The organism is Paenibacillus qinlingensis, from assembly GCF_031455095.1.
Lineage (GTDB): Bacteria > Bacillota > Bacilli > Paenibacillales > NBRC-103111 > Paenibacillus_E > Paenibacillus_E qinlingensis_A.
Genome location: NZ_JAVDSB010000013.1, coordinates 81994 through 103141, shown reverse-complemented (window position 1 = coordinate 103141; position 21148 = coordinate 81994). Strand labels below are relative to the sequence as shown.

Genomic DNA, 21148 nt, shown 5'->3' with positions numbered 1-21148 from the left:
TTTACGCTCCATTCGAGTTCACATCTTTCGTTTTTTCAAAAAAACGACCGATAACGTCATAAAGTTTGAGTTCACCTTCCAGAGTAAATTCGGCGAGTTTCCAATCCATTAATGAATTAATAATGCTCTTTTTGATTTCCGTGATACTCATACCCTTCAAGCTACTTGTCCACGTATGGCTATGCTCACCAACCAAGTGTCGGCACATCATATCTATATCCGTTGGTGTCAAAACGACGGTGCCGTCTTTTTGTTCGGCAAGTGCATCGTCATTATCTATGATTTTTAACCGCAGCAAGCTGGCGAACTGGATAACCAAATTAGCTTCCGAGTTGCTTGCAGGGAAAAATTTGTGGAATGTACCAACGCTATCTCTTACCAAGAAGGCACTTGAGTCGTAAACGTCTAGATTCATTTCATAATATGTTTCGGCATGGTCATTCAGATGGCGTCCATACTGCTGAAGGTACTCAAAATCCGCTTGCGGCACCTCGTGTTTATATAGAGCAGGTTCCAAAAACAGTTTGCGGTACAGGACGTGTTTTCTCTCGATGCCAAGTTCACGTTCTTGCATCTCTTGCATCGAAACGACATCTTGAAGGGTCATTTGTGCTTCCAGTCCAAAGTTAATATTACGCATAAAGTATTTCACAAGACCGGTTGAGCGAAGCAAGGCATCTCCCGTTTCTTTGTCTATGAAGTCTTCAATATTTCTATCTACTACCTCGATTAAACACCGGCGAACCGCCTCTTTTAAAGCATGATAAAGCGATAAGCGGTTGCGATACCCCTCTTTACCTTTCCAAGTCAGTGATGGAGAATCGACTATGGCATTATGTATCCCGCTCCGGGGGTAGTAAGAAACAACAGCTTGGCAAACATCCGAAAGCGTAAATTGCTTGGAAGTTTTTCCATCGAGGAACGCAAGCACGCAGTAAAACATAACATAATCTTTTGTTTCTCTAAATTCGGAGATGCCGGTCGAAGCTTGCGGCGTAATTTGGTATTTTTCGAGCTTAGCGAAATCAGCACCCAAAACCATTTTAAAGCGGAAATAATCTTTAAAATAATCACGTAAAATACCTTCGTTTTTCTTTATTTCATAAAACAATTCCGGATTATCTTTTCGTACAATCCAAAAATTATCTAGAAGTTGATGGATGCACTCAAGAAACTCCTGTGAGGGCTTTTTCACGCACATTCACCTCTGTAAATGTTAGTTGGAAATCAGGTAACGAAAGGGTGCCATCAGTGCATTGCATTTCAATATTTTCTTTGCCGAGTATATGGAGCTTAAATTTTACGCCAAGCTCTGTAGAACCTTGATAGATGCCGAAGCCAATTTCGTTAAGCAGAGCCGCATCAATCCAATCGAGTAGTGCCCTGCGAACAAAGGGCTCGACCATATTCATTTCTCTGATTACAAGATAAGGCTGACTGACGAGTTCCAGAAGCACGCTTTCTTCGTAAGCTAAACGTTCTTTCATTAAACGTTGCTCTTCGAGTTGTTCCTGCGTAACTTTGGTTACTTTTAAATTTCGCTTCTTTTGCGTTTCTCCAGTCGGTCTGACCCGGTACGTCACATCCACTTCATCGGGCTCAAAATCCCACACCGTTCCGTCTTTTCTATCCGATGGTTTTTGGGCAACCTTAAAGTGCTGGATGCCTTCAAATCCGAACAGGTAAGAAAAGACTTTGTGTGCTTCGTCTAGTGTTGAAGCATGTGCCATGTCAGCAAGTCGTAAAAACTCGGTCACGCGGCTCTTTTTTACAAACTGGCGCTCCGCATGAAAATGAGCGAGCTTGGACATTTTGCTGATGGCGTCACGAGTACGCACTTCCATTTGATAGGCTTTGCTCGGCTTTGTTCCGTTTGCTATAAACCAGTTGCGGATGCCCGTCCAAACATCAAAGAAGGTCTCAGTATATTCTAGGTCCGATACTACGGCAGTTGTTGGAATGGTTTTTTTGTAACGAATGAGCTGCGTAATAATCGACTCGATTTTTTTCTCCGAGATGCGGGTAATGATATTGATAATAGATGGAGAATTTCGATTGAGTTCAACAATGAAGTCCGTTAAGTAAGAACGGAATTGATTTTTAAACACAATAAAAGCTTCAGTCTCCATTTTGCTGTCGAGTTTATCGCCACTAATGTGATTTAAATAATCGGAGGCATCATTATCCAGTTTCGTGAAACGGTCATACAGTTCGTCCCATGCAGCATAAAGGTCTTCAAGATCCTTGGAATCCAAATCCGTTGCGACAGAAAAACCGTTTACGCGGATAAGGGCATTGTACAAACGTTCTGTTAAATTTTTGTCGAGTGAACCGCCGCGAATTCGATTGAGTTTTTTTTCCAAGAAAATAAGTGTTTTTTCAAACTCGATGGTGTACTCCGTCAATGAATACGTTTTTCTGTTCTTTATGAGTTCTTCAAGTGTCGCAGCGTCTGTATTGTCTTGATTTATAATTAGATTTTTATTGCCTACGAGGACGGATAAATCGCCGTCAAGCTTCTCCATGGTGTAATCCCCAAACTCCGGGATTTGCTGAAGATAGGTAAGGATTTCAACTGGCAGAACATCGTTGTTAAAAACACGGTGCTGTTCATACATGTATCTTAATATTGAGCGATAGTATTTCGTATCATGTGTAGAGAGATAAATAGCCTCGGGCACTTGGCGCATAACTGATATATCCATTACAACTTAGCTCTCCCTTCTTATTTCCCTAATTTAATATTAAGTAATTTAATTTCGATATCGTACATACCATCGAACCCCCATAGTACTTACATACCGTCATTCCAGCAAATACATTCACTTTATTCTGACACCACCACGTTTTCCACCGCCACTCTTTAATCTAATTTTTTGGGCCAATTGAAACGTTTCTTCATCTATAATTGCAATGTGCGTGGCTTGTTCACAAAGAATTTAGGATTTGTCTAATAATAAAAAAAAATCAGTAAAAAACTTATCTCAATAATTAGGGTGAAAAATAACTATAAATCCTGCTATTCGATATTGATTCACGGTATTGAATGGAAAACGGCAACGAATTGAAACTTCCAGATCGTTGCCGTTCAATTATGCTTTTTTATCGTTAGAAGATATTAAGTACTATTCTTGGCCACTATTCTGTCTTCTCAAATTTTGAACGGCCAGAGCAAGATTTTGTTGTTTGGCGGCTTTGCTCCATTCGTCCCAAAATTTTACTGAACCAGAATTAGGCTGATATTCTGGCTTCTGGATTTTTATTCTGCTTGGCAATAAACACGAATCCCCAACAACAATTGCTTCTCCTACTCCAAGTGTCGGAAGCTGATCTTGAATGCCGCCAAGGTTTTCTGGAAGCAAGTTCGCTACTGCACTTTTATCTGCTTGATTTGATAATCGAAGTGCAACGACATTATTACATTGACTCATTACTGTAGTGTTTAGCTCAGAAGGGCGCTGACTAATAATGAGTAAACTTACTCCATACTTACGACCTTCCTTTGCAATCCGCTCAAAATGAGCCAATGCACGTGCTTCAGCTGCATCAGCAGCCATACGGTTCGGCAAATACAAGTGTGCTTCATCGCAGACAAGCGCGATCGGGTGTCTCAAGCTACTAGCTGACCATTGTTGTACTTGAAAGACTAGACGAGCTACTAAACTAAGTACAATTGGCAAAATATCCGATGGAACTTCGCTAAAATCTATTATTTTCACACCAGGAGTACGATCATCATTTGCCTTCATTAATTTTTCAACCAAATAGTCAAGGTAATTCACTGCAAGCTGTTCTTGTTTTAGAGCGAACAAAAAACCGTGTCGCCGATCACTTCGCTTTGATTGAAGCCGCGGTAAAAACCGATTAAACTTTCCATTAAAAGGGCCATTGACTGGTCCAGTTTTACCTTGAACTTTTTGTTCATTTAATTCAGTGATTGCATTCACTACATCATCTAAGCTATATGGTACTGGACTGTCGATGGTAAAGGTATCAAGTTCTTTTACCATACCTTCGTTTTCTAATACAGTTTTTTTAGCGCTTATAACTGCGTTGCTGAATGCCATCGACTGATTTGGAGCATTTTCATCACTTCTATCTAGAATAAGAGCGAGCATATCTTCATAACCCAGCAGCCAGTAAGGAAGAAATAGCACGTCCTCATTCGGATTTTCCAAATCTCCTGGTCCGGCAATTCGATAACGAGTAATATTTGGGTGAGCAGCTAAAGGTTCATATTCCCCGTGCAAATCAAAAACAATCATATTGGAATCGTTTAGACCCGCTACCTGCTCAATGATTCTGGCGACTGTCCATGATTTTCCCGAACCTGTAGAGCCAACGACCATAGCGTGTCTTTGAAAGAATGCGTTGCCGTCCAAAAGAGCATGAGCATTTGCCGCCATTGTATATGTGCCCAATGATAATGGGGTTTTCGATTTGGCAGTTTCATCAGCGATTAAACCAGTAAATAGTGTCAGATACTCGCCATATAACAAAAAGCAATCTGCACCGATTTCTGGGAGGTTCTCAACCGACCGCGTAAATGACGGACTTTCTTTGCCTGATCGAGGTCCTTTGAGCGTACCTAGAGCATTGATGGTTATATCATTGTTGACACCGCTATCGTCTGTGGAAGTAGTCTCATCGCGATCATATTCTAGACGAATTACTCGATCAATACGACCCACCAAACGAGTATTTGGATCGGAGGTGTTCATAATAACATAGCCATTTACATTTACTTTTCGAAGTTGATCATCATTTGAACTTGAAACATTCACGCGGTAGCTATCAACTTTATTGACATATCCGACAAAATGCTCACTGCTAATGTTAAATAGATCTAGGCGTTGCTGCATAGGATTCAGCTCCCCAAGCTTGATTTAAAAGTTCGATAAATGTCCAATGATTCGATTCTTCCAGAATAAATGATTCAAATTTATCGCTGATGATCTCGCTGTAATCGCCTTTTTTTTGAACAGCAATGAAATTCTTAATTGCTGTTCCTTCAATTAACGCTTTCGCAGCATTAGATAGATCCATAGCTAAGATAATTTTCGGAATAGAATCATTTCGTAATAACGGTTCAAAACTGCCCTGAATATGCAAGTCGTTAAACCCAAATCCTAAGAACAATAGAGCTTTGCATCCAGTCAAAACCTGTTTCATTTCTGAAAGCACCGTATAATATGGCTCCATGTGTGTCTCAAGATATTTTCCTGTTCCAGGGGTAACAATGGTCGGCGTTAGTTGAACCCGCTCTAGAAACGATACTAAATGAGTACCGACTCCAGGCACTTTAATTACATCACCATTAGGAATTTTAAACCAACTTAGAGAACCATGTGGTTTATAAATTCGTAAATGAGGATGAGTAATAATATTAAAGCTTTTGGTCTTGCCATTGCCAATTCTTATAGTTCGATTCATTTGTTCATTCAACTTGCTTACTGAAAGTGGATAACCAATTGAACCTTCGTTAAATCCGTCCCAGATTTTCCAACCTGCTTTTGAAGCAGACCATTCGATCAAGTGATCATAATTTGTCGTTACTATGTGAAGGGTTTTCGTACTGGAAGTAATGAATTTTGAAAAGTATCGAACAAAACCTGTTGGATCAATATTAATTGAAATATCTAGAAGCAACTTCTGCTCATCTGTTGAAATGCAACACCAAGAGTGTTGAATGATTTCTTGCAAAAGCGTATTGCTCACAGCCTCTCCCGAATTCTGAAGCACTTCTTCGAGACCCATTCCATTTGTTAATTTAGACTTGATTTCATCCCATATGAGTATTTCATGGGCATCCAATTTTTCCACATTTACATTCTCCGATAAATAAGTTGCTAGTTTCCCCATACCAGAGATTCCAGCGCCCGCAGATATACCGCTTCCAACGATAAGTACAGGGTTTAATTTGAACGTTTGTTCAATAAAATCAGAATATTTATCTCGCATAACTTTTCCCCTTGAGCTTGGCGACAAAAAACACCCGTAATTATTAAGTTCAAAGTTCGACATTTCTCCCGAAAAACCTGCTAAGATTTTACAAACAATAAAATTCTAAAAAATGCTCGTCCAACTAAATCTGAGGCGTTCAACTAACTAGTCATAGATGTATTTCATTGTTCTTCAAAACACATTGCGAACGTCATGCAAAAGCTGAACGTAAAGGGTCGTTCACAAGCGGTTGTAGAACTGATTAAGCTTGGGGAATTAAAGATCTGATTCCGTCAGCGAAGGGATCCATGCAAGCCACCCACCCTCTATTTGAGGGGAATGGGGGCTTTTATGTTTGTTGTAGGCTTACCCACGCAAATTAACTGGATTTTGTACATCTAAATTCACCCAAAACAAGCTGATATTGAAATTAGATGGATTTTATGTAGTTATATTTGCTCATTTCAGTAATATCAAGGTAATTTGGTAAAATTAACTACATTCTTTCCATCTAATTAGAATATCCGGCATAATTCCGTCGAAATAACTGTATAAATCCAGTTAAAATTTAAAAGGAAGTTTGTGGTGGAGAGTTCTGTGTCAGAGGTTGCAAGATAAGGTTGACTGAGTGCTTCGTGCTGCAATTGAGGTTGGCTGAGTGCTTCGCGCTTGGGCTAGGTGGCGGGGGCGGATCTTGGTTCCAATCTTGTTTCGAATCTTGCTTAATTTCTTGCCTCGAATCTTGCTTCGCACCTAGGTTCGGGTTGTAGCACTCGAAAAAAACAAACAACCTAGTTGGCATCCCAACTAGGCCGTTACTATCTAATCAACTCGCTCAACCTTCACCGCACAAATTTTAAACTCCGGCATACGGCTTGTCGGGTCCAACGCATCATTCGTCAACACGTTGATTGAATGCTCGTCGCCCCAATGGAAAGGAACGAAAACGGTACGCGGTTGAATCCCCTCGGTGACCTTGACTTGAAAAACAAGTGAGCCACGCCGGCTGGTGATCCGGATTTTTTGTTCTAAGCTCAGGCCGATTCGTTTGGCCAATGAGGGATGAATTTCGGCAACCGGCACGGGTGCCTTCTTATTCAGTGCTTCGGTTCGGCGCGTCTGAGCACCGCTGAGGTAGTGATTGGCCAGACGGCCCGTTGTCAGCACGAAAGGAAAGTCGGAATCAATGGGCTCTGCTGGCATTTTCGGTTGAATACCGAATAATTTGGCTTTGCCATCCGCATGATGGAAACGATCTTGGAATAAATGCGGTGTACCTGGATGGTCTGCCGATCCGCAGGGCCAGAAGATTCCCTTTTCCTTTCGCAAGCGCTCGTAGGTGATGCCGCTATAATCAGCTTTGCCGCCTGCTGTAGCTGCGGCTAGTTCACGGAACACGTCTTCAATACCCGCATATTGAAAGTAAGCTCCCCGTCCTAGCGCGTCAGCCAGCTCACTGATAATGTGATAATCGAGCTTGCAATTCCCCGGCAGTTCCATTGCCTGCCTCCGATGGAACACGCGCCCCTCGAGATTGGTCATGGTACCTTCTGCTTCCGCAAAGGAGGACGCAGGCAGAATATAATGGGCATACCGTGCAGTTTCGGTCTCGAACATATCGGCGACCACAAGCAACTCTAGCTTTTGCAGGGCACGTTCTACCATTTTATTATTCGGACTTGAAACCAATGGATTGGAGCCGAGCACGATTAATGCCTTAATTTCACCTTCATCAATCTTCTGCAACAGCTCATAGGCAGAAACGCCTTTGCCCGGCAGCTCACTTGGATCGATGCCCCACACTTTGGCGACATGCTCACGAGCTGCAGGATCTTCGATCAAGCGGTAGCCTGGGAGTTGATCGGCTTTTTGTCCGTGCTCGCGGCCTCCTTGACCATTCGCTTGACCGGTCACAGCCCCGTAGCCGCAGCCTGAACGCCCTATTTTACCCGTAAGCAGCGCCAAGTTAATGTAATTAAGTGTGTTCTCTACCCCATTCACTTGCTGCTCCAAACCTCTCGCTGTAAGCACGATCCCCGTCTCCGCCTTGGCGAAGCCACGTGCGATGGTACGAGTCACAGCTTCAAGTACACCTGTTAAATACTCCACACGAGCCGGCGTGAACGATTGGACCGCTTCTTTCACTTGTTCGAAGCCAGATGTCCGTGCATCAATGAACTTCTGATCAAGGAGGTTTTCTGCAATCATCACATGAATGAGCCCATTAATGAAGACAGAGTCGAAGCCTGGTTGAAGCCGCACATGAATATCCGCTGTTTTGGATGTCATGGTATTGCGGGGATCGATGGTTACGATCAAGGCGCCTTTTTTCTTTGCCTCTAATAAATAGGGCATCATCGTAGGTTGGCACTCCGCAATATTCGTGCCTGCTAGAATGATGTATTTCGCATTGGGAATTTCCGATAAGGGCATCGTCATGCCACGATCGATACCAAAAGCTTGATTACTCGCTGCAGCCGCCGATGACATACAATAGCGACCGTTGTAATCGATATATTTGGACCTCAAAGCCACACGCGTAAACTTCCCAAGTAAGTAACTTACTTCGTTCGTTAAAGACCCTCCACCATACACACCAATGGCGTCTCGCCCATGTTCAGCCTGTAGCGCTTTAATTCTCTCCGCAATATCTGCATAGGCATGATTCCAAGACACTGGCTGCCACGATCCTACGCTTGCTGTCTCCCTATGAAGCGGCTCTAGGATACGTTCCGAGTGAACGACGTGATCCAAGGCATTCAAGCCTTTCTGACACAGACGACCTGTTGCAACTGGGAACTTCGCACTCGGTTTTATCGTGAGACCTTCGGTCTTCTCACTAGGTGCTATCTCCAATCCACATTGCATACTGCAAAAGCAACAATGGGAGGAGGGTTGTTCATCTGATAATGTGACCAGTGCTGATTTCACGCACCCCACCCCCGCTGATCAATCTTCTTTATATAGTAGAAAAAGAATTAACTCGCCATTTCCTTCGCATTAGGAAACCCAATATAAACTGTTCCATCATCCACTTTGGTGAGGTACGTTTTCACGCAGCCCGTATCCGGCGCTTGCACGAGTCCCGAGGGCAAATGAATTTTGCGATCATGCATAGGGCAGAACACGTGGTCATCACAGACAATACCTTCGGCAAGAACGCCTTCTTTGTGCGGACAACGATTCTGAATTGCTTGCAGCTTCCCGCTTTTCAATTTGAACAGGGCAACTTCTTCTCCTTGATAACGAATCGTTTTCCCCGTATTAAAGGCTAATTCCTCATAAGAAACGGCTTGCACCCAAATCATTTGCTCATTTTGTGTAATCATATTTCTCTGCTCCTCCCGTTATAGCTCTCTATTTCTACTTCAGTTCAACAACCTCATAGAGATCACGTTGGATTTTCTTGCTATCAATGGCTTGCTTCCAAGGATCCTTGGTCACGGAAAGTGCTAGATCCATACGCTCACACAATTGTTTACGTTCAGCTTCATTCTCAACAACTTCGCGAATATGATCAATGCCAAGTCGGTGTACCCATTCGCTTGTACGCTCGCCGTATTTCCCTGTTTCACGGTAATATTGCAGATAAGCTTCTGTATATTCGATGATTTCAGCTTCGGTCTTAACGGTGCTCATCAAATCACCCACACGAACCTTGACGCCACCATTACCTCCAGCATACAGCTCCCAGCCACCATCGACGGATACGACACCTAAATCTTTAATCCCTGATTCCGCACAATTTCGTGGGCATCCCGATACAGCAAGCTTCACTTTGGCTGGCGTATTCAGACGCTCGAAGCGTTTCTCTAACTCGATTCCGACACCCATCGCATCCCCCGTACCAAAGCGGCAGAAGGTTTCGCCGACACAGGTTTTGACAGTTCGCAGTGCTTTCCCGTAGGCGTACCCGGATGGCATATCCAGCGCTTCCCACATCGCGGTCAGATCTTCTTTTTTCACACCAAGCAAGTCGAGCCGTTGTCCTCCTGTAAATTTCACAGTTGGCACGTTGAATTGTTCAGCAACCTCTGCAATGCGCTTAAGCTCCGTTGGATTCGTAACACCCCCATAGATCCGTGGAACAACCGAGTACGTACCATCCTTTTGAATATTGGCATGCATACGCTCGTTGACGAATCGAGAAGTGCTGTCATCTTTATAGGTTTCAGGACTGATCATGCCCAAATAGTAATTCAATGCTGGACGGCATTTGGAGCAGCCCTCTTCATTTTTCCATTGGAGAACGTTCATCACTTCACGCACATGAGATAAACCTTTTTCTCTGATCGCCGTAACGACTTCATCACGTGTATGTGTGGTACACCCACAGATGGTTTCTTTTGCCGCATTTTTATCATAAGAAGCCCCTAGGGTAAAGGCCAAAAGATCACTAACTAACGGCTTACAGCCACCACAGGAACGCGATGCCGTTGTACAGTTCTTCACTTCATCTACAGTCGTTAAGCCCTGATCCTTAATGGCCGAACAAATTGTCCCTTTCGTTACCCCGTTACAACCGCAGATAATCGCGTCATCCTTCATCTCTGCAACCCCAGAAGCCGCACCACCACCGCCACTGGAACCATCCGTTAGAATCGCCGTTTTCCCCATACCGCTAATATCTGTTTCTTCCCGAATCATTTGCATGAGTCTCGTGCCGTCAGCCGTATCTCCAAAGAGTACTGCACCGATAATTTTGTTGTCTTTAATGACTACTTTCTTATAGACACCGGAGAATTCATCGTGAATACGAATCGCTTTGGTTCCTTCGGCTTCAACGAATTGACCGCCTGAGAACACATCAACACCGGATACTTTGAGCTTCGTGTACAAAATAGAGCCTTCATACGGGCCAGTTTCCACGCCGGCCAAATGCTTCGCCAGTACGGCACCTTGCTCATAGAGCGGTGCCACCAAACCATAGGCGATCCCTCTATGCATCGCACATTCGCCGACAGCGTACACATTCGGAACACTCGTTTGCAAGTAATCATTAACGATAATACCGGGATTGCATTCGATGCCGGATTCTTTCGCAAGCGCTACGTTTGGCCTGATTCCCACAGCCATTACAATAAGGTCGGCTTCAGCAACGGTGCCATCCTTGAATTTGAGTCCTGTCACGCGTTTGCCGCCAATAATTTCTACCGATTGTTTCTCCAACAGGAAGTTGATGCCTTGTTCTTCAAGAGCCCCTTGCAGCATTTTGGAAGCAGTACGATCCAGCTGACGATCCATGATCGTATCCACAATATGAACGACATCCACTTTCATGCCGAGGTTGAGGAATCCGCGTGCCGCTTCCAGACCTAGCAAGCCGCCGCCGATGACAATTGCTTTTTTATACTTTTTTGCCGACTCAATCATGATTTCACAATCACGGATCGTTCTGTAAGCCATGACGCCTTCTTTGTCTGCACCAGGCATAGGAATCATGAACGGATTAGAACCCGTTGCCAATATTAATTTATCGTAGGACACGGTTAATCCCATATCGCTCGTTACGGTTTGTGTCAGTGTATCCACACTCGTAATAGTCTGATTCGTGTATAAGGTAATGTTGTTATTCGCATACCATTCGTAGGGATGAATGACGATATCCTCGACTTTAGATTCACCGGAAAGCACATAGGACAACAAGATTCGGTTGTAATTGGGATGCGGTTCACTGCCAAAAATCGTAACCTCATATTTATCAGGTGTCAGCTTTAGTAAATGTTCAACGACGTTTACGCCCGCCATTCCGTTTCCGACCAGGACTAACTTCTCTTTTTTGACTGTCATTGTGATCATCCTTCCATCCATTTACTAGGGCATTCATTTAATTGTAGGAGTTGTAAAAAGGTGTCATCCAGGAGCTAAGCCCCTAAATGACGAATATGGGATATGGAGCTTAAGCAGTTTGATTAACTGCAAAGACGCTAGTCGTAACGTCTTTGCCCATACAGCCTGATAAGCAGGCTGCATGAGCAAAAACTTTACTGGTAGTGCCGCTGACCAAGTGGAATCAGCGGCATGCCATGCCTGCTTTATGCCTGAACGGTATCCATGTTGGCTGGTGTGACTTTCACTTTCCCGCCTTCACCAATCCATGTACGTTTCCATTGCCCTTGAACAACCGCAATAATCACGATACAGGAAAGAGCAATTCCACTTAAAATCAGAAAACCTGGTGTAAATGAGCCCGTCGATAACTTCAGGTTGCCGAGAATTTTAGGTAAGAAGTATCCGCCTAGTCCTCCTGCGGCTCCTACGATTCCTGTCATCACCCCAATTTCCGTACGGAAACGTTGCGGCACTAGCTGGAATACCGAGCCATTCCCCATCCCGAAGGCCATCATAGCAACGAAAAGCATGACCGTTGTTAATGAAAGTGATGGAAGTGTAGAGATACCCGCCATCATGATGCCAACTACACCGTAGAGTACCATCAACATGCGAATGCCACCGATTTTATCTGCAAGCCAACCACCGACTGGACGGAAGAAGCTGCCTCCAATGACGCATAATGTTGTAAAATCTGCTGCACGTACGGGAGATAGTCCATACTGTGAATTGAAGAAAATAGTCAGATACGAGGCCATCCCTACGAAACCACCGAAAGTGACACTATAGAAGAGACAGAACAACCAAGAATCTCTTTGCTTCAGTACTTTGCCATATTCTTTTAATGTCTTAGGCGCTGGCTTATTGGGACTGTCCTTCGCCAAAACACTGAATATGATTAAGGTTATTAGAATGGGAATTAATGCAATACCGAACACCACATGCCAATCTCCGTAATGCTGAGCTAGACGATTCGCGAATAAGGTAGCAAAGATCGTTCCACTGTTCCCTGCTCCAGCAATCCCCATGGCTAAACCTTGATATTGCGGCGGGTACCAGCTGCTTGCGAGCGGCAACGCAGCGGCAAAGCTTGCACCTGCGATACCTAGCATCAGGGCTACAAAATACATTTCTCCCATTGTATTAGCGAACAACCATCCCCACAGCAAGGGAATTAGGGTTAAGGACAGCCCAATCTGCCCAGTCCGTTTAGGACCGATCTTATCTGTCAGTACGCCGAGCACAAGGCGAAGTACTGCGCCTCCTAACGTCGGCAAGGCAACAAGGTTGGCTTTCTCCGCAGCATTCAGATTGAAATCATTGGAGAGAATGACAGCCAGTGGTCCCAATAAAACCCATACCATGAAGCTCATGTCGAAATACAAGAATGAACTGAACAATGACCCTTTGTGCCCCACTTGCATAAAACTTTTCCGATCAACCATGTATTCCCTCTCCTTTTTCGAGGCTTTTCGCCTTCTTTTATTCCTACCCTACGTTATGACTGTACATGAACAGGAAAGGCCGACAAACATGCCCATCAAGCGTGGGATGTTCATCGGCCTCATTGCCACTGCCGCCACTTCATCGTGATCAGCATGATCAATTAGTTAATTCCTTGCGTAAGAGAGAACATAAAAAGCCTATCCATTTACGTACTTGTAAGGGGATAGGCGCCATTGCCTTCGTTAGGTGGGTGGCACATCATTGTGCCGATTTCTTAAGTTGATTATACGATGCACATGACAATATGTCAATAAACATAACACAAAAAAATTGAAAACAGGAACACGAACAGCATATCGATAAATTTTAGGTGCATATGCTATAGTATTGCCGTATAATAATACCAATCAGCATTTAAACCTAACATGAACTTGTCATGAAAAAGTTATTCAAGATGGAGGTATTCCCATGTTACAATCATTCATATTGGTCGACGAGTTGATGTCAACTCGCTCAGCTGCCTCCTCTGAGCGCGCGCATACAGTTCGAACGGAACCTATTTCTGGAAATGAATTTTTGCCTGCAGAAATTATGAAAGATTTAGGATTTCGCGTTTATTCTACATCTAATATGAAAGAAATTTCCTTTATCCTCCCCAAGGTCGATGCGGTATTATTATCGGTAGAACCTGAACAAGTAACGGATTGGCGTATACGGCTGCTCGCACAGCGGAGCCTTCCATTGTTCTGGTGGTGTGATACTCATACATTTCCTTCTAATGAATGCAAAATGGATGCAGGCATTGATGGCTTAATCGGATCCAGAATGAGCCCACTGGAAATTCATTGTGCATTGATACTAGGTGTGAACCATTATTTCCAACGAACCGAGTGGCAGCAAGAACGCGAACAGCTTCTTTCCAAGCTCGAAGAGCGCAAGTGGGTTGATCAAGCGAAGCGTATCTTATGCGAAATCAAGGGCATCTCTGAGGCTGAAGCTTATGATTTTCTCCGTAAACAAGCTATGAATGAACGTAAGCGTATGGTCGACGTTGCAACCTCCATCGTCAAGGTATATCAGATACTACAGGATCAGAACAAAGGGGGCCGCAAAAGATGATATCTTTATTAAAAGAAGTGGGTCGCGGTAAACGCGGAGCTAGAGACTTATCCTATGAAGAAGCTGCACAAGCAGCCGAACTTATTTTGACCGGTAAAGCCACGCAAGCCCAAATTGGCGCTTTTCTTGTAGCAGAACGAATTAAAATGGAATCTCCTGATGAGATCAAAGCCTTCATTCATGCGCTGCGCCAACGAGTAAGCACATATCCCATAGCAGGAAGTATGGACTGCGCTGGCCCGTATGATGGCCGCTCGCGTACATTCATCGCGACATTGCCAACCGCCTTCGTGCTCGCAGCCTGCGGATTGCCAACAACTTTGCACAGCAGCCCGAGTATGCCGCCCAAATGGGGTATCACCATATCCGATGTGCTTGCAGCCTTGGGTGTCCATGCGCTGGAAGCATCGCGAGAAGCTTTGATCTCCGCTGCAGCGCGGACAGGATTCCTGTTCACCCCTACTGAGAGCTGGTGTCAACCGCTCGGTGAACTGCGCGAGTTGCGCAAAGAACTTGGTTTGAGAACGGTGTTCAATACCGCAGAGAAATTGCTGCGCTTCACAGAAGCTCCTTACATGGCTGTCGGCGTGTTTCATGGTACTGTTTTTGAAAAGATCACGAATTTGCTCATTGAATTGGGTGTTTCTCGTGGTATTGTCGTGCAAGGCATGGAAGGCTCCGAAGACTTGAGCGTTGAAAAACGGACTAGAACTTATCTCATTCAAAATGGGGCTAGCGAGCTATTCATCGTTGACCCTGAAATTTATGAGCTTATGGTTGAAGTGCCAGAAGTAGAATGGACGGCTGAACTTCAAGCAGAGACCACATTATCTGTCCTTCGCGGTGATGCTGCACTTCCTTACTTAAATATGGTGCTGCTCAATAGTGCTGTCCGGTTGTGGGTCTCGCAGAAAGCAGGCTCTATCGAGGAAGGTATCTATATGGCACGTCATGCAATTGAACAAGGAGCTGCACTTCAGAAGTATAACGAATGGACAGAAGCCATCAAACCTGTATCAACGACATAATGTATATACGCCTAGTCGTGTGAGGGTGCTCCAACGCCATGTTTGTGGTGGGGCACCCTCTTTTTATTATCATGGAGCACTCTTTACTCCTTGAGCCAAACTAGAAATTGCAACGAAATGGCATCCTGAAATAGCTGCGGGTCATATCCCGTCAATTCCTTTACTTGCGTCAGCCGGTAAACTAATGAATTGCGATGAATCTCCAGGCGCTCGGCTGTTCTGGCGATGTTCAAGTTGCATTCGAGGAATACGCGCAGCGTCACAAGCAGCTTCTCTGGAAGCTTCGGCAGATGCCGACCCATGAACCTTTCCTTGGACTCCGTCGGCACTTCACTAAGAAGCGCTTGGGTTTCCACCTCGAGATACCCCGTAATCACCCTTCCCTGCTTCAATCCAAGCTTAAGCGCCGCACACGCTTCTTGATAAGCATAGGCGATATCCTCGAATGAGCACACGGAGGAGCTCATGCCAGACTGCGCTTCAATTCCCTGATTGCGTAACAGATCCTGAAGTCGCTCCAAATCTCTCCGCACTCGTGCCTCCGCTCTATCATAAAAGACAATAACCCACGTATGGACATTGAGAAAGCTGCTAACCAGTCTGACATTCCCCATTATGGATTCAGCCATGCGCAGTACAGACTGCGAATATGAGGTTCGATTTGGCAAATAGACGACAGCCAGCTGATACGGCGGTTTCATGGTCATTTTTAACGTATCAAGCCGATGAAGTGCTCCTTGAAGATTTTGGTTTTCCGCACGAATGAGTTCCTCCACTACGATATCCATCGTAATTTGCTGCCATTCGGTTTGAAGCTTCAAATAGTTTTGCTTCAGCATCATTTCCGTCGTCATTTTCACCAATTCCCCATAAGGTAAAATTTCCTCTGGAGCCCCTGTGACGCCGATTACGCCAACCGTTCGGTTCTGGAACATAATGGGGAGATTAACCCCGACATTTGCGCCTCGCCAAAGCCCTTGGTTATCAGGCGATATCACCAGTGTCTGCCCTGTGCGGATGACCTCAGCTGCTGCCTCATGATACGTGTCGAGCCGCACCGCATCCCCGCTTGCGATAATACTGCCGTTTTCATCCATGATGTTTATATTTCGGTCTAAACGTCTCATCGTCTCTTCTACGATTTCTTGCGCCAAATCGCGTGTCAACATACGTGGTCACCTCATTCATTTTTCTGCACAATAACCAAAAACAAAAGGATTTCTTGCCCTCATTTTGTATGCCATCTATAAAGACTTTGCTTTCTAGTGCGAGCTATAATTTAGTTATAAATCAAATGAAAGGAGTCACCTACATGAACATTGTGATTGCGCCGGACTCCTTCAAAGGCAGTCTCACCTCCTTGGAGGCGGGGACTATTATGAAGCAAGCCATTCTACAGGAAGTCCGAGACGCCGTCGTAACTGTCATTCCAATCGCCGACGGTGGCGAAGGCACGGTAGATACGTTGGTGGCTGCCACGGGCGGTACACTTTTCCCCTTAATGGCAACGGGACCGCTGGGAGAAAGCGTCGAAGTCCAATTCGGCCAACTGCCAGGGGGTATGGCCGTGCTGGAAGCAGCAAGCATATGTGGCTTGGTCATGATTACTCCCATTCAGAGGAATCCAATGAGAACCACTTCGCGCGGTATCGGCGAGGTACTTCTGGCAGCTATGGATCAAGGGCACCGAAGCTTCATCCTAGGACTTGGAGGGAGCGCAACGAACGATGGCGGAATTGGAATGCTCCAAGCGCTTGGCGGCCTCTTCCTTGATGCCAACGGGAACCCCGTCGACGGATTTGGCGATTCACTGACAAACATTCGATCAATCGACTTATCAGGACTAGATGCCCGCTTGAAGGACTGCGACATCCAAGTGGCCTGCGATGTCAAGAATCCCCTTTGCGGCGATACTGGAGCGACCCATGTATTTGGTCCGCAGAAGGGGGGGACTCCGGAGCAGCTTCAAACGCTTGAAGCTGCCATGCAAGCCTATGCAGTTAGGGTTGAAGAACAGCTGGGACAATCAGGGCTTAGCCAACTGCCAGGAGCCGGGGCAGCTGGAGGACTTGGCTTCGCTATGCTCGTGCTAGGCGCAAAGTTGACGCCCGGCGCAGAGGTGCTTGCCGCAGCTGTCAAACTGCCAGAGCACATTGCGGCGGCGGACTGGGTCATCACCGGAGAGGGCCGAAGCGATTCTCAAACACTCTACGGCAAGCTTCCGATTCACGTTGCCGCATTGGCCCAAGCTGCCAAGGTCCCCGCGCTGCTCGTCTCAGGCAGTCTTGGCTCTGGAGCGGAACAGCTGCTGGACCATTTTCATGCTACTTTTTCCATCGTTCCTGAGCCTGTGACACTCGACGCTTGTATGGAGAACGCCGGGACGTATTTGTACCAACGGGTACGCAATATTGCCAGATTATTAAAATAGTGATAGGAGGCTGAGACCATGACTAAAGTAGGTTTTATCGGACTAGGCAATATGGGCTTGCCAATGGCAACCAATTTATTCAAAGCTGGCTTCGAGGTATACGGCTTGAATCGAAGTCCTGGAGCGGAGCAGCGTTTCGCCGAAGCCGGAGGCCAGACAGGTCTTTCTTTGCAAACACTCAGTAAGGAAATGGACGTATTGATGACCTGTCTCCCCTTGCCACAAGATGTGGAACATGTGTATCTTGGAGAAAACGGCATCTTATCTAATGGACGTACCGGACTCATTCTTCTCGATTTTAGTACCGTTTCCCCGGAACTAAACAAAAAAATTGCGGCTGCGGCTGAGGCCAAAGGTATGGCGTTTCTAGATGCCCCGGTCAGCGGAGGAACAGCAGGCGCGATCTCGGCTACGCTCAGCATCATGGTCGGCGGCAAGGCAGAAGTGTTCGAGTCCACAAAGCCCCTGCTTGACGCTCTCGGCAAAAATATCTACCATGTCGGCGAGGTAGGCAGCGGTACGGTTGTGAAGCTGATTAACCAGCTCATGGTGGGCATCCACACCCAAGCCGCCAGTGAAGCGTTAGTTCTAGGACAGCAGTTGGGGGCAAACTTGAGTACCCTGGTGCAAATCTTAAGCAACAGCTTTGCCCAAAGCCGAATCCTTGACCGGCACTACAACAGCTTCATCGCCAAAGAACAATTCGAGGCTGGCTTTGCCCTGAAGTTGCTACATAAAGATGTCGCTTTGGTTCAGCAAGTGGCAGACGAGCTCAATTTGGAACTGCCGATGGGAGCCAAAGCACTACAGTTGCTAAGCGAAGTTAAACAGACCGAGCTCGCAGAAAAGGACATGTCCGCGATGTATTTATTTCAACAAAACAAAACGAACGGAGGAAATTATCAATGAAATACTATGCATGCTTTCTACCCATGCTAGATGCACAAAAGAGTCAGACATTCCGCCCCCAACACCTCGACTACCTGGAGCAAAAGCGTAGTGAAGGCAATATCTTTGCTAACGGCCGCTTCGTTGACGGCAGTGGAGGTCTAGTCATTTATATGGCCGAATCCGAGGAAGCAGCCAAATCTCTAGCCGAGAATGATCCATTCGTCATCGAAGGCGCCAGAGGCTATGAAATCCACGAGTGGGATATTGTGATTACTGGGAAGTAAGCAAGCTGTGAAAGCAAGCCTTTGGCGATCTGCCAAGGGCTTGTTTCTACATGAGTGATACGTCGATAACAAGCAATAGGAGGCTCCAGCCGTAGGTCATGCAGGGCCTCCCTTTGGTCCAGCTTACACGCGAATTACAATGGATGCAAAATCCTTCAGCTCCGCTATCCGAAGGGTAACCGACTGATCCGTATTCCTATAGTCAACCTTGGATTTGGTCACCAAATTTTCAGCACTCTGACATTCCCCTAATTCGCGAAGTGAAAGCTCAATCCCGTACACCGGAATCGGCTCGTGATACGTTATGCCATTGAAGCCTGATAGATTAAGCAAATGAAGCAAGTACGTGCCTTGATCAAGCCGATGAAAAAATACCTCCACACAAGAAGGAACATTCGTAGCCAGCTTCCAACACTGATCCGCCGCATGCTCCAGAAGGTCAAGCACCACGTTCTTATGATCAGCAAAGCCATGTTGATAATACAGTGTGCCGGCTTGCCATGGAATGACGATGGCCCTTCCCTTTGAATTCGCTGCAATTAGCGCCCCTGCTGTCTGTTCGATGATGCGGTGTCCGAACGCCCGCTCCGGCGGACCGTAGGTCGAGGGCTCTACTAGCGGAAGCTCACGTAGCGCTCTTGCCCCCGGCTGCAGACGATACAACGGCCCATCTAGGAATACCCAATCCCGCTGAGGAAAACGCGAGAATAGTTGCTTGTCTTCCGTCCATAGGTAGGCCGCCTCCTGCCTGTAATGATGAACCCCCTCCACACTTGCATCGAATACGTGCCGCAGAAACTCCTGCTCCTTCACCCCCTCAGTAAAAGCTCCTCCGGAAGCAAGCAGGCTGACGCCCATCTCATAAGCCCGCTCCAGCACCTCCAGCTCCTCGTCGGTGAAACCCGACGTATCTGGGATGAGGATTACCTTGTAGCCCTTAAGGCGCTCCGCATGGACCGCAAGCGTGCTTTGGTGAATGACATCAAAGAGGATGTGTTCCTCCTTTAGCATTTTGTACAAGCCGAAATATTCCTTCAGATGTTTCTGAACCGGTCTTCCCGGCTTTATCAGTGCTACATCCGCCATCGAGTGAAACTGTCCGTAATAACGCTCATTCTCTTTGTGATAGTTGAAAATCTCAGCTACGGTTGGGAGATTTTCCCTATCTGGGTAATCTTTGAACACACCGATGATGCAGAAGTCTAATCCCGATCCACTGGCCAGCCCTTCCTTCAGACGAATGTTAATTTCATGGTTCGAGACACCTGTAAATCGGTGAACTAGATCAATTGCGTTGATGCTGCAGTTGCTGACGAGTTTATCATCCCAGCTATCCTCCAGCGACTGTACGTTCTCTGAAGCGGAGTACAGCCACACAGGCTGCGGCCGGTGAATGTCCGTATTGGACTCCTTGCGGACGATATCAACCTTGTACTCGTTATAGGTGGAGATGGCGATCTCTCTGCCCTTGCTTTTCACAAGCTCATGAATACGGTCCAGAATTTGTTTCGTCGTCACTTCCTGAAACGTCTTATACTGCCGGTACACTGGATCTTCCAGACTTTCCGTCTCCGGAAGCTCTTGACCGCCGCTGAACTCCCGGAATCCGGCCTGACAGCTGTCACAGAAACAGATGCCATAATGCTTGCCGCTGTAGTCCTTCGTTTGATACCCGAACATATTGAAGAAGATGCCGTCCACCTCATACCGGGTAAGCACCTCATCGATGACCTGGAGAGAATACTCCTGTTGGTAAAAGCTATTCACACAGGTATGTACGATACCGTGATAATTAACCTCCTTACCCTCCTTGGTCCGGTAGAACCATTCCGGCCGCTTATGAAAAATCGATTCGTGTGCCTTGCTGAAATCGAACCGTGCAATAAACCTCATCCCGTTCGCATGCGTTTTCTCCACGGCCTCTTGAAGTAAATCCTTGCTTTGGCCAGCAGCACGGTAATGATACTCAAGCTCTGTCGGATAAAAGGCCACGATCCCACCGGCATTCATCATCAACACGTTCGCTGATAACTCCTTCAACTTCGACACTAAGGAGTCCACATCTAAATTCGCATCGGATTCACGCAAATTATTTTGAATCAAACGCAGTTTATTCGTCGTCCACCAAGCCATGACACTCTCTCCTCTCATTGACAGACGGTTACCAAGGAAGT

At 45.9% G+C, this 21148-nt stretch carries 15 protein-coding genes and 1 pseudogene; 6 read left to right on the top strand and 10 right to left on the bottom strand.

Going from position 1 to position 21148, the window contains the following annotated elements; all coding sequences use genetic code 11:
- Position 1: 1 nt before the first annotated feature.
- The 4 genes from J2736_RS25535 to J2736_RS25520 all read right to left on the bottom strand — a co-directional run bounded on the left by J2736_RS25535 (position 2) and on the right by J2736_RS25520 (position 5961).
- Complete coding sequence (locus tag J2736_RS25535; protein WP_310501415.1) at positions 2 to 1195, bottom strand: TIGR02678 family protein; 1194 nt, start codon at positions 1193 to 1195, stop codon at positions 2 to 4.
- Positions 1167 to 2705, bottom strand: a complete 1539-nt coding sequence (locus J2736_RS25530; protein WP_310501414.1) for a TIGR02677 family protein — start codon at positions 2703 to 2705, stop codon at positions 1167 to 1169. The genes J2736_RS25535 and J2736_RS25530 overlap by 29 nt, the downstream gene beginning before the upstream one ends.
- 420 nt (positions 2706 to 3125) lie before the next feature.
- A complete protein-coding gene (locus tag J2736_RS25525) occupies positions 3126 to 4862 on the bottom strand; it encodes an ATP-binding protein (protein ID WP_310501413.1) in 1737 nt (578 codons plus the stop codon).
- Complete coding sequence (locus J2736_RS25520; RefSeq protein ID WP_310501412.1) at positions 4837 to 5961, bottom strand: SIR2 family protein; 1125 nt, start codon at positions 5959 to 5961, stop codon at positions 4837 to 4839. The genes J2736_RS25525 and J2736_RS25520 overlap by 26 nt, the downstream gene beginning before the upstream one ends.
- A gap of 180 nt (positions 5962 to 6141) precedes the next feature.
- Between J2736_RS25520 and J2736_RS25515 the strand changes: the two are divergent.
- Positions 6142 to 6231, top strand: a pseudogene (locus tag J2736_RS25515) (helix-turn-helix domain-containing protein); the annotation flags it as partial.
- A 534-nt stretch (positions 6232 to 6765) separates the two neighbouring features.
- Here the strand turns inward: J2736_RS25515 and J2736_RS25510 are convergent.
- The 4 genes from J2736_RS25510 to J2736_RS25495 form a co-directional block, all read right to left on the bottom strand.
- Positions 6766 to 8874, bottom strand: coding sequence for a molybdopterin oxidoreductase family protein (locus tag J2736_RS25510; protein ID WP_310501411.1), 2109 nt, complete (start codon positions 8872 to 8874; stop codon positions 6766 to 6768).
- Positions 8875 to 8921: 47 nt separating this feature from the next.
- Positions 8922 to 9272, bottom strand: a complete 351-nt coding sequence (gene nirD / locus J2736_RS25505; RefSeq protein ID WP_310501410.1) for a nitrite reductase small subunit NirD — start codon at positions 9270 to 9272, stop codon at positions 8922 to 8924.
- A 34-nt stretch (positions 9273 to 9306) separates the two neighbouring features.
- On the bottom strand, positions 9307 to 11733 hold the full coding sequence (gene nirB / locus J2736_RS25500; RefSeq protein WP_310501409.1) for a nitrite reductase large subunit NirB: 2427 nt from the start codon (positions 11731 to 11733) through the stop codon (positions 9307 to 9309).
- 245 nt (positions 11734 to 11978) lie between these two features.
- On the bottom strand, positions 11979 to 13220 hold the full coding sequence (locus J2736_RS25495; RefSeq protein WP_310501408.1) for a nitrate/nitrite transporter: 1242 nt from the start codon (positions 13218 to 13220) through the stop codon (positions 11979 to 11981).
- A gap of 469 nt (positions 13221 to 13689) precedes the next feature.
- On the opposite strand from J2736_RS25495, the gene J2736_RS25490 reads away from it, so the two are divergent.
- Both J2736_RS25490 and J2736_RS25485 read left to right on the top strand, forming a co-directional pair.
- The gene (locus J2736_RS25490) at positions 13690 to 14340 is read left to right on the top strand and encodes an ANTAR domain-containing response regulator (protein WP_310501407.1); all 651 of its coding nucleotides are present in this window, start codon (positions 13690 to 13692) and stop codon (positions 14338 to 14340) included.
- Positions 14337 to 15368: an anthranilate phosphoribosyltransferase gene (locus tag J2736_RS25485; protein ID WP_310501406.1), complete on the top strand. Its 1032-nt coding sequence runs from the start codon at positions 14337 to 14339 to the stop codon at positions 15366 to 15368. Before J2736_RS25490 ends, J2736_RS25485 begins: the two co-directional genes overlap by 4 nt.
- Before the next feature lie 83 nt (positions 15369 to 15451).
- On the opposite strand, the gene J2736_RS25480 is transcribed toward J2736_RS25485, so the two are convergent.
- Positions 15452 to 16537, bottom strand: coding sequence for a CdaR family transcriptional regulator (locus J2736_RS25480; RefSeq protein ID WP_310501405.1), 1086 nt, complete (start codon positions 16535 to 16537; stop codon positions 15452 to 15454).
- A gap of 143 nt (positions 16538 to 16680) precedes the next feature.
- On the opposite strand from J2736_RS25480, the gene J2736_RS25475 reads away from it, so the two are divergent.
- Genes J2736_RS25475 through J2736_RS25465 form a run of 3 tightly spaced genes read left to right on the top strand, consistent with a single transcriptional unit; the run spans position 16681 to position 18974 of the window.
- A complete protein-coding gene (locus J2736_RS25475) occupies positions 16681 to 17799 on the top strand; it encodes a glycerate kinase family protein (RefSeq protein WP_310501404.1) in 1119 nt (372 codons plus the stop codon).
- An 18-nt stretch (positions 17800 to 17817) separates the two neighbouring features.
- Entirely contained in the window at positions 17818 to 18708 is an 891-nt protein-coding gene (locus J2736_RS25470) for an NAD(P)-dependent oxidoreductase (protein ID WP_310501403.1), read from the top strand.
- Positions 18705 to 18974 carry a YciI family protein gene (locus J2736_RS25465; RefSeq protein WP_310501402.1) on the top strand — a complete coding sequence of 90 codons (270 nt, stop codon included), beginning with the start codon at positions 18705 to 18707 and terminating at the stop codon, positions 18972 to 18974. The genes J2736_RS25470 and J2736_RS25465 overlap by 4 nt, the downstream gene beginning before the upstream one ends.
- 123 nt (positions 18975 to 19097) lie before the next feature.
- On the opposite strand, the gene J2736_RS25460 is transcribed toward J2736_RS25465, so the two are convergent.
- Positions 19098 to 21107: an alpha-amylase family protein gene (locus J2736_RS25460; RefSeq protein WP_310501401.1), complete on the bottom strand. Its 2010-nt coding sequence runs from the start codon at positions 21105 to 21107 to the stop codon at positions 19098 to 19100.
- Positions 21108 to 21148 lie beyond the last annotated feature (41 nt).

Bases quoted from the DNA above. Each gene is read 5' to 3' on its own strand.
- J2736_RS25530 (WP_310501414.1), bottom strand. From the start codon at position 2,705: ATGGATATATCAGTTATGCGCCAAGTGCCCGAGGCTATTTATCTCTCT.
- J2736_RS25525 (WP_310501413.1), bottom strand. From the start codon at position 4,862: ATGCAGCAACGCCTAGATCTATTTAACATTAGCAGTGAGCATTTTGTC.
- J2736_RS25520 (WP_310501412.1), bottom strand. From the start codon at position 5,961: ATGCGAGATAAATATTCTGATTTTATTGAACAAACGTTCAAATTAAAC.
- nirD (WP_310501410.1), bottom strand. From the start codon at position 9,272: ATGATTACACAAAATGAGCAAATGATTTGGGTGCAAGCCGTTTCTTAT.
- nirB (WP_310501409.1), bottom strand. From the start codon at position 11,733: ATGACAGTCAAAAAAGAGAAGTTAGTCCTGGTCGGAAACGGAATGGCG.
- J2736_RS25495 (WP_310501408.1), bottom strand. From the start codon at position 13,220: ATGGTTGATCGGAAAAGTTTTATGCAAGTGGGGCACAAAGGGTCATTG.
- J2736_RS25490 (WP_310501407.1), top strand. From the start codon at position 13,690: ATGTTACAATCATTCATATTGGTCGACGAGTTGATGTCAACTCGCTCA.
- J2736_RS25485 (WP_310501406.1), top strand. From the start codon at position 14,337: ATGATATCTTTATTAAAAGAAGTGGGTCGCGGTAAACGCGGAGCTAGA.
- J2736_RS25480 (WP_310501405.1), bottom strand. From the start codon at position 16,537: ATGTTGACACGCGATTTGGCGCAAGAAATCGTAGAAGAGACGATGAGA.
- J2736_RS25475 (WP_310501404.1), top strand. From the start codon at position 16,681: ATGAACATTGTGATTGCGCCGGACTCCTTCAAAGGCAGTCTCACCTCC.
- J2736_RS25470 (WP_310501403.1), top strand. From the start codon at position 17,818: ATGACTAAAGTAGGTTTTATCGGACTAGGCAATATGGGCTTGCCAATG.
- J2736_RS25465 (WP_310501402.1), top strand. From the start codon at position 18,705: ATGAAATACTATGCATGCTTTCTACCCATGCTAGATGCACAAAAGAGT.
- J2736_RS25460 (WP_310501401.1), bottom strand. From the start codon at position 21,107: ATGGCTTGGTGGACGACGAATAAACTGCGTTTGATTCAAAATAATTTG.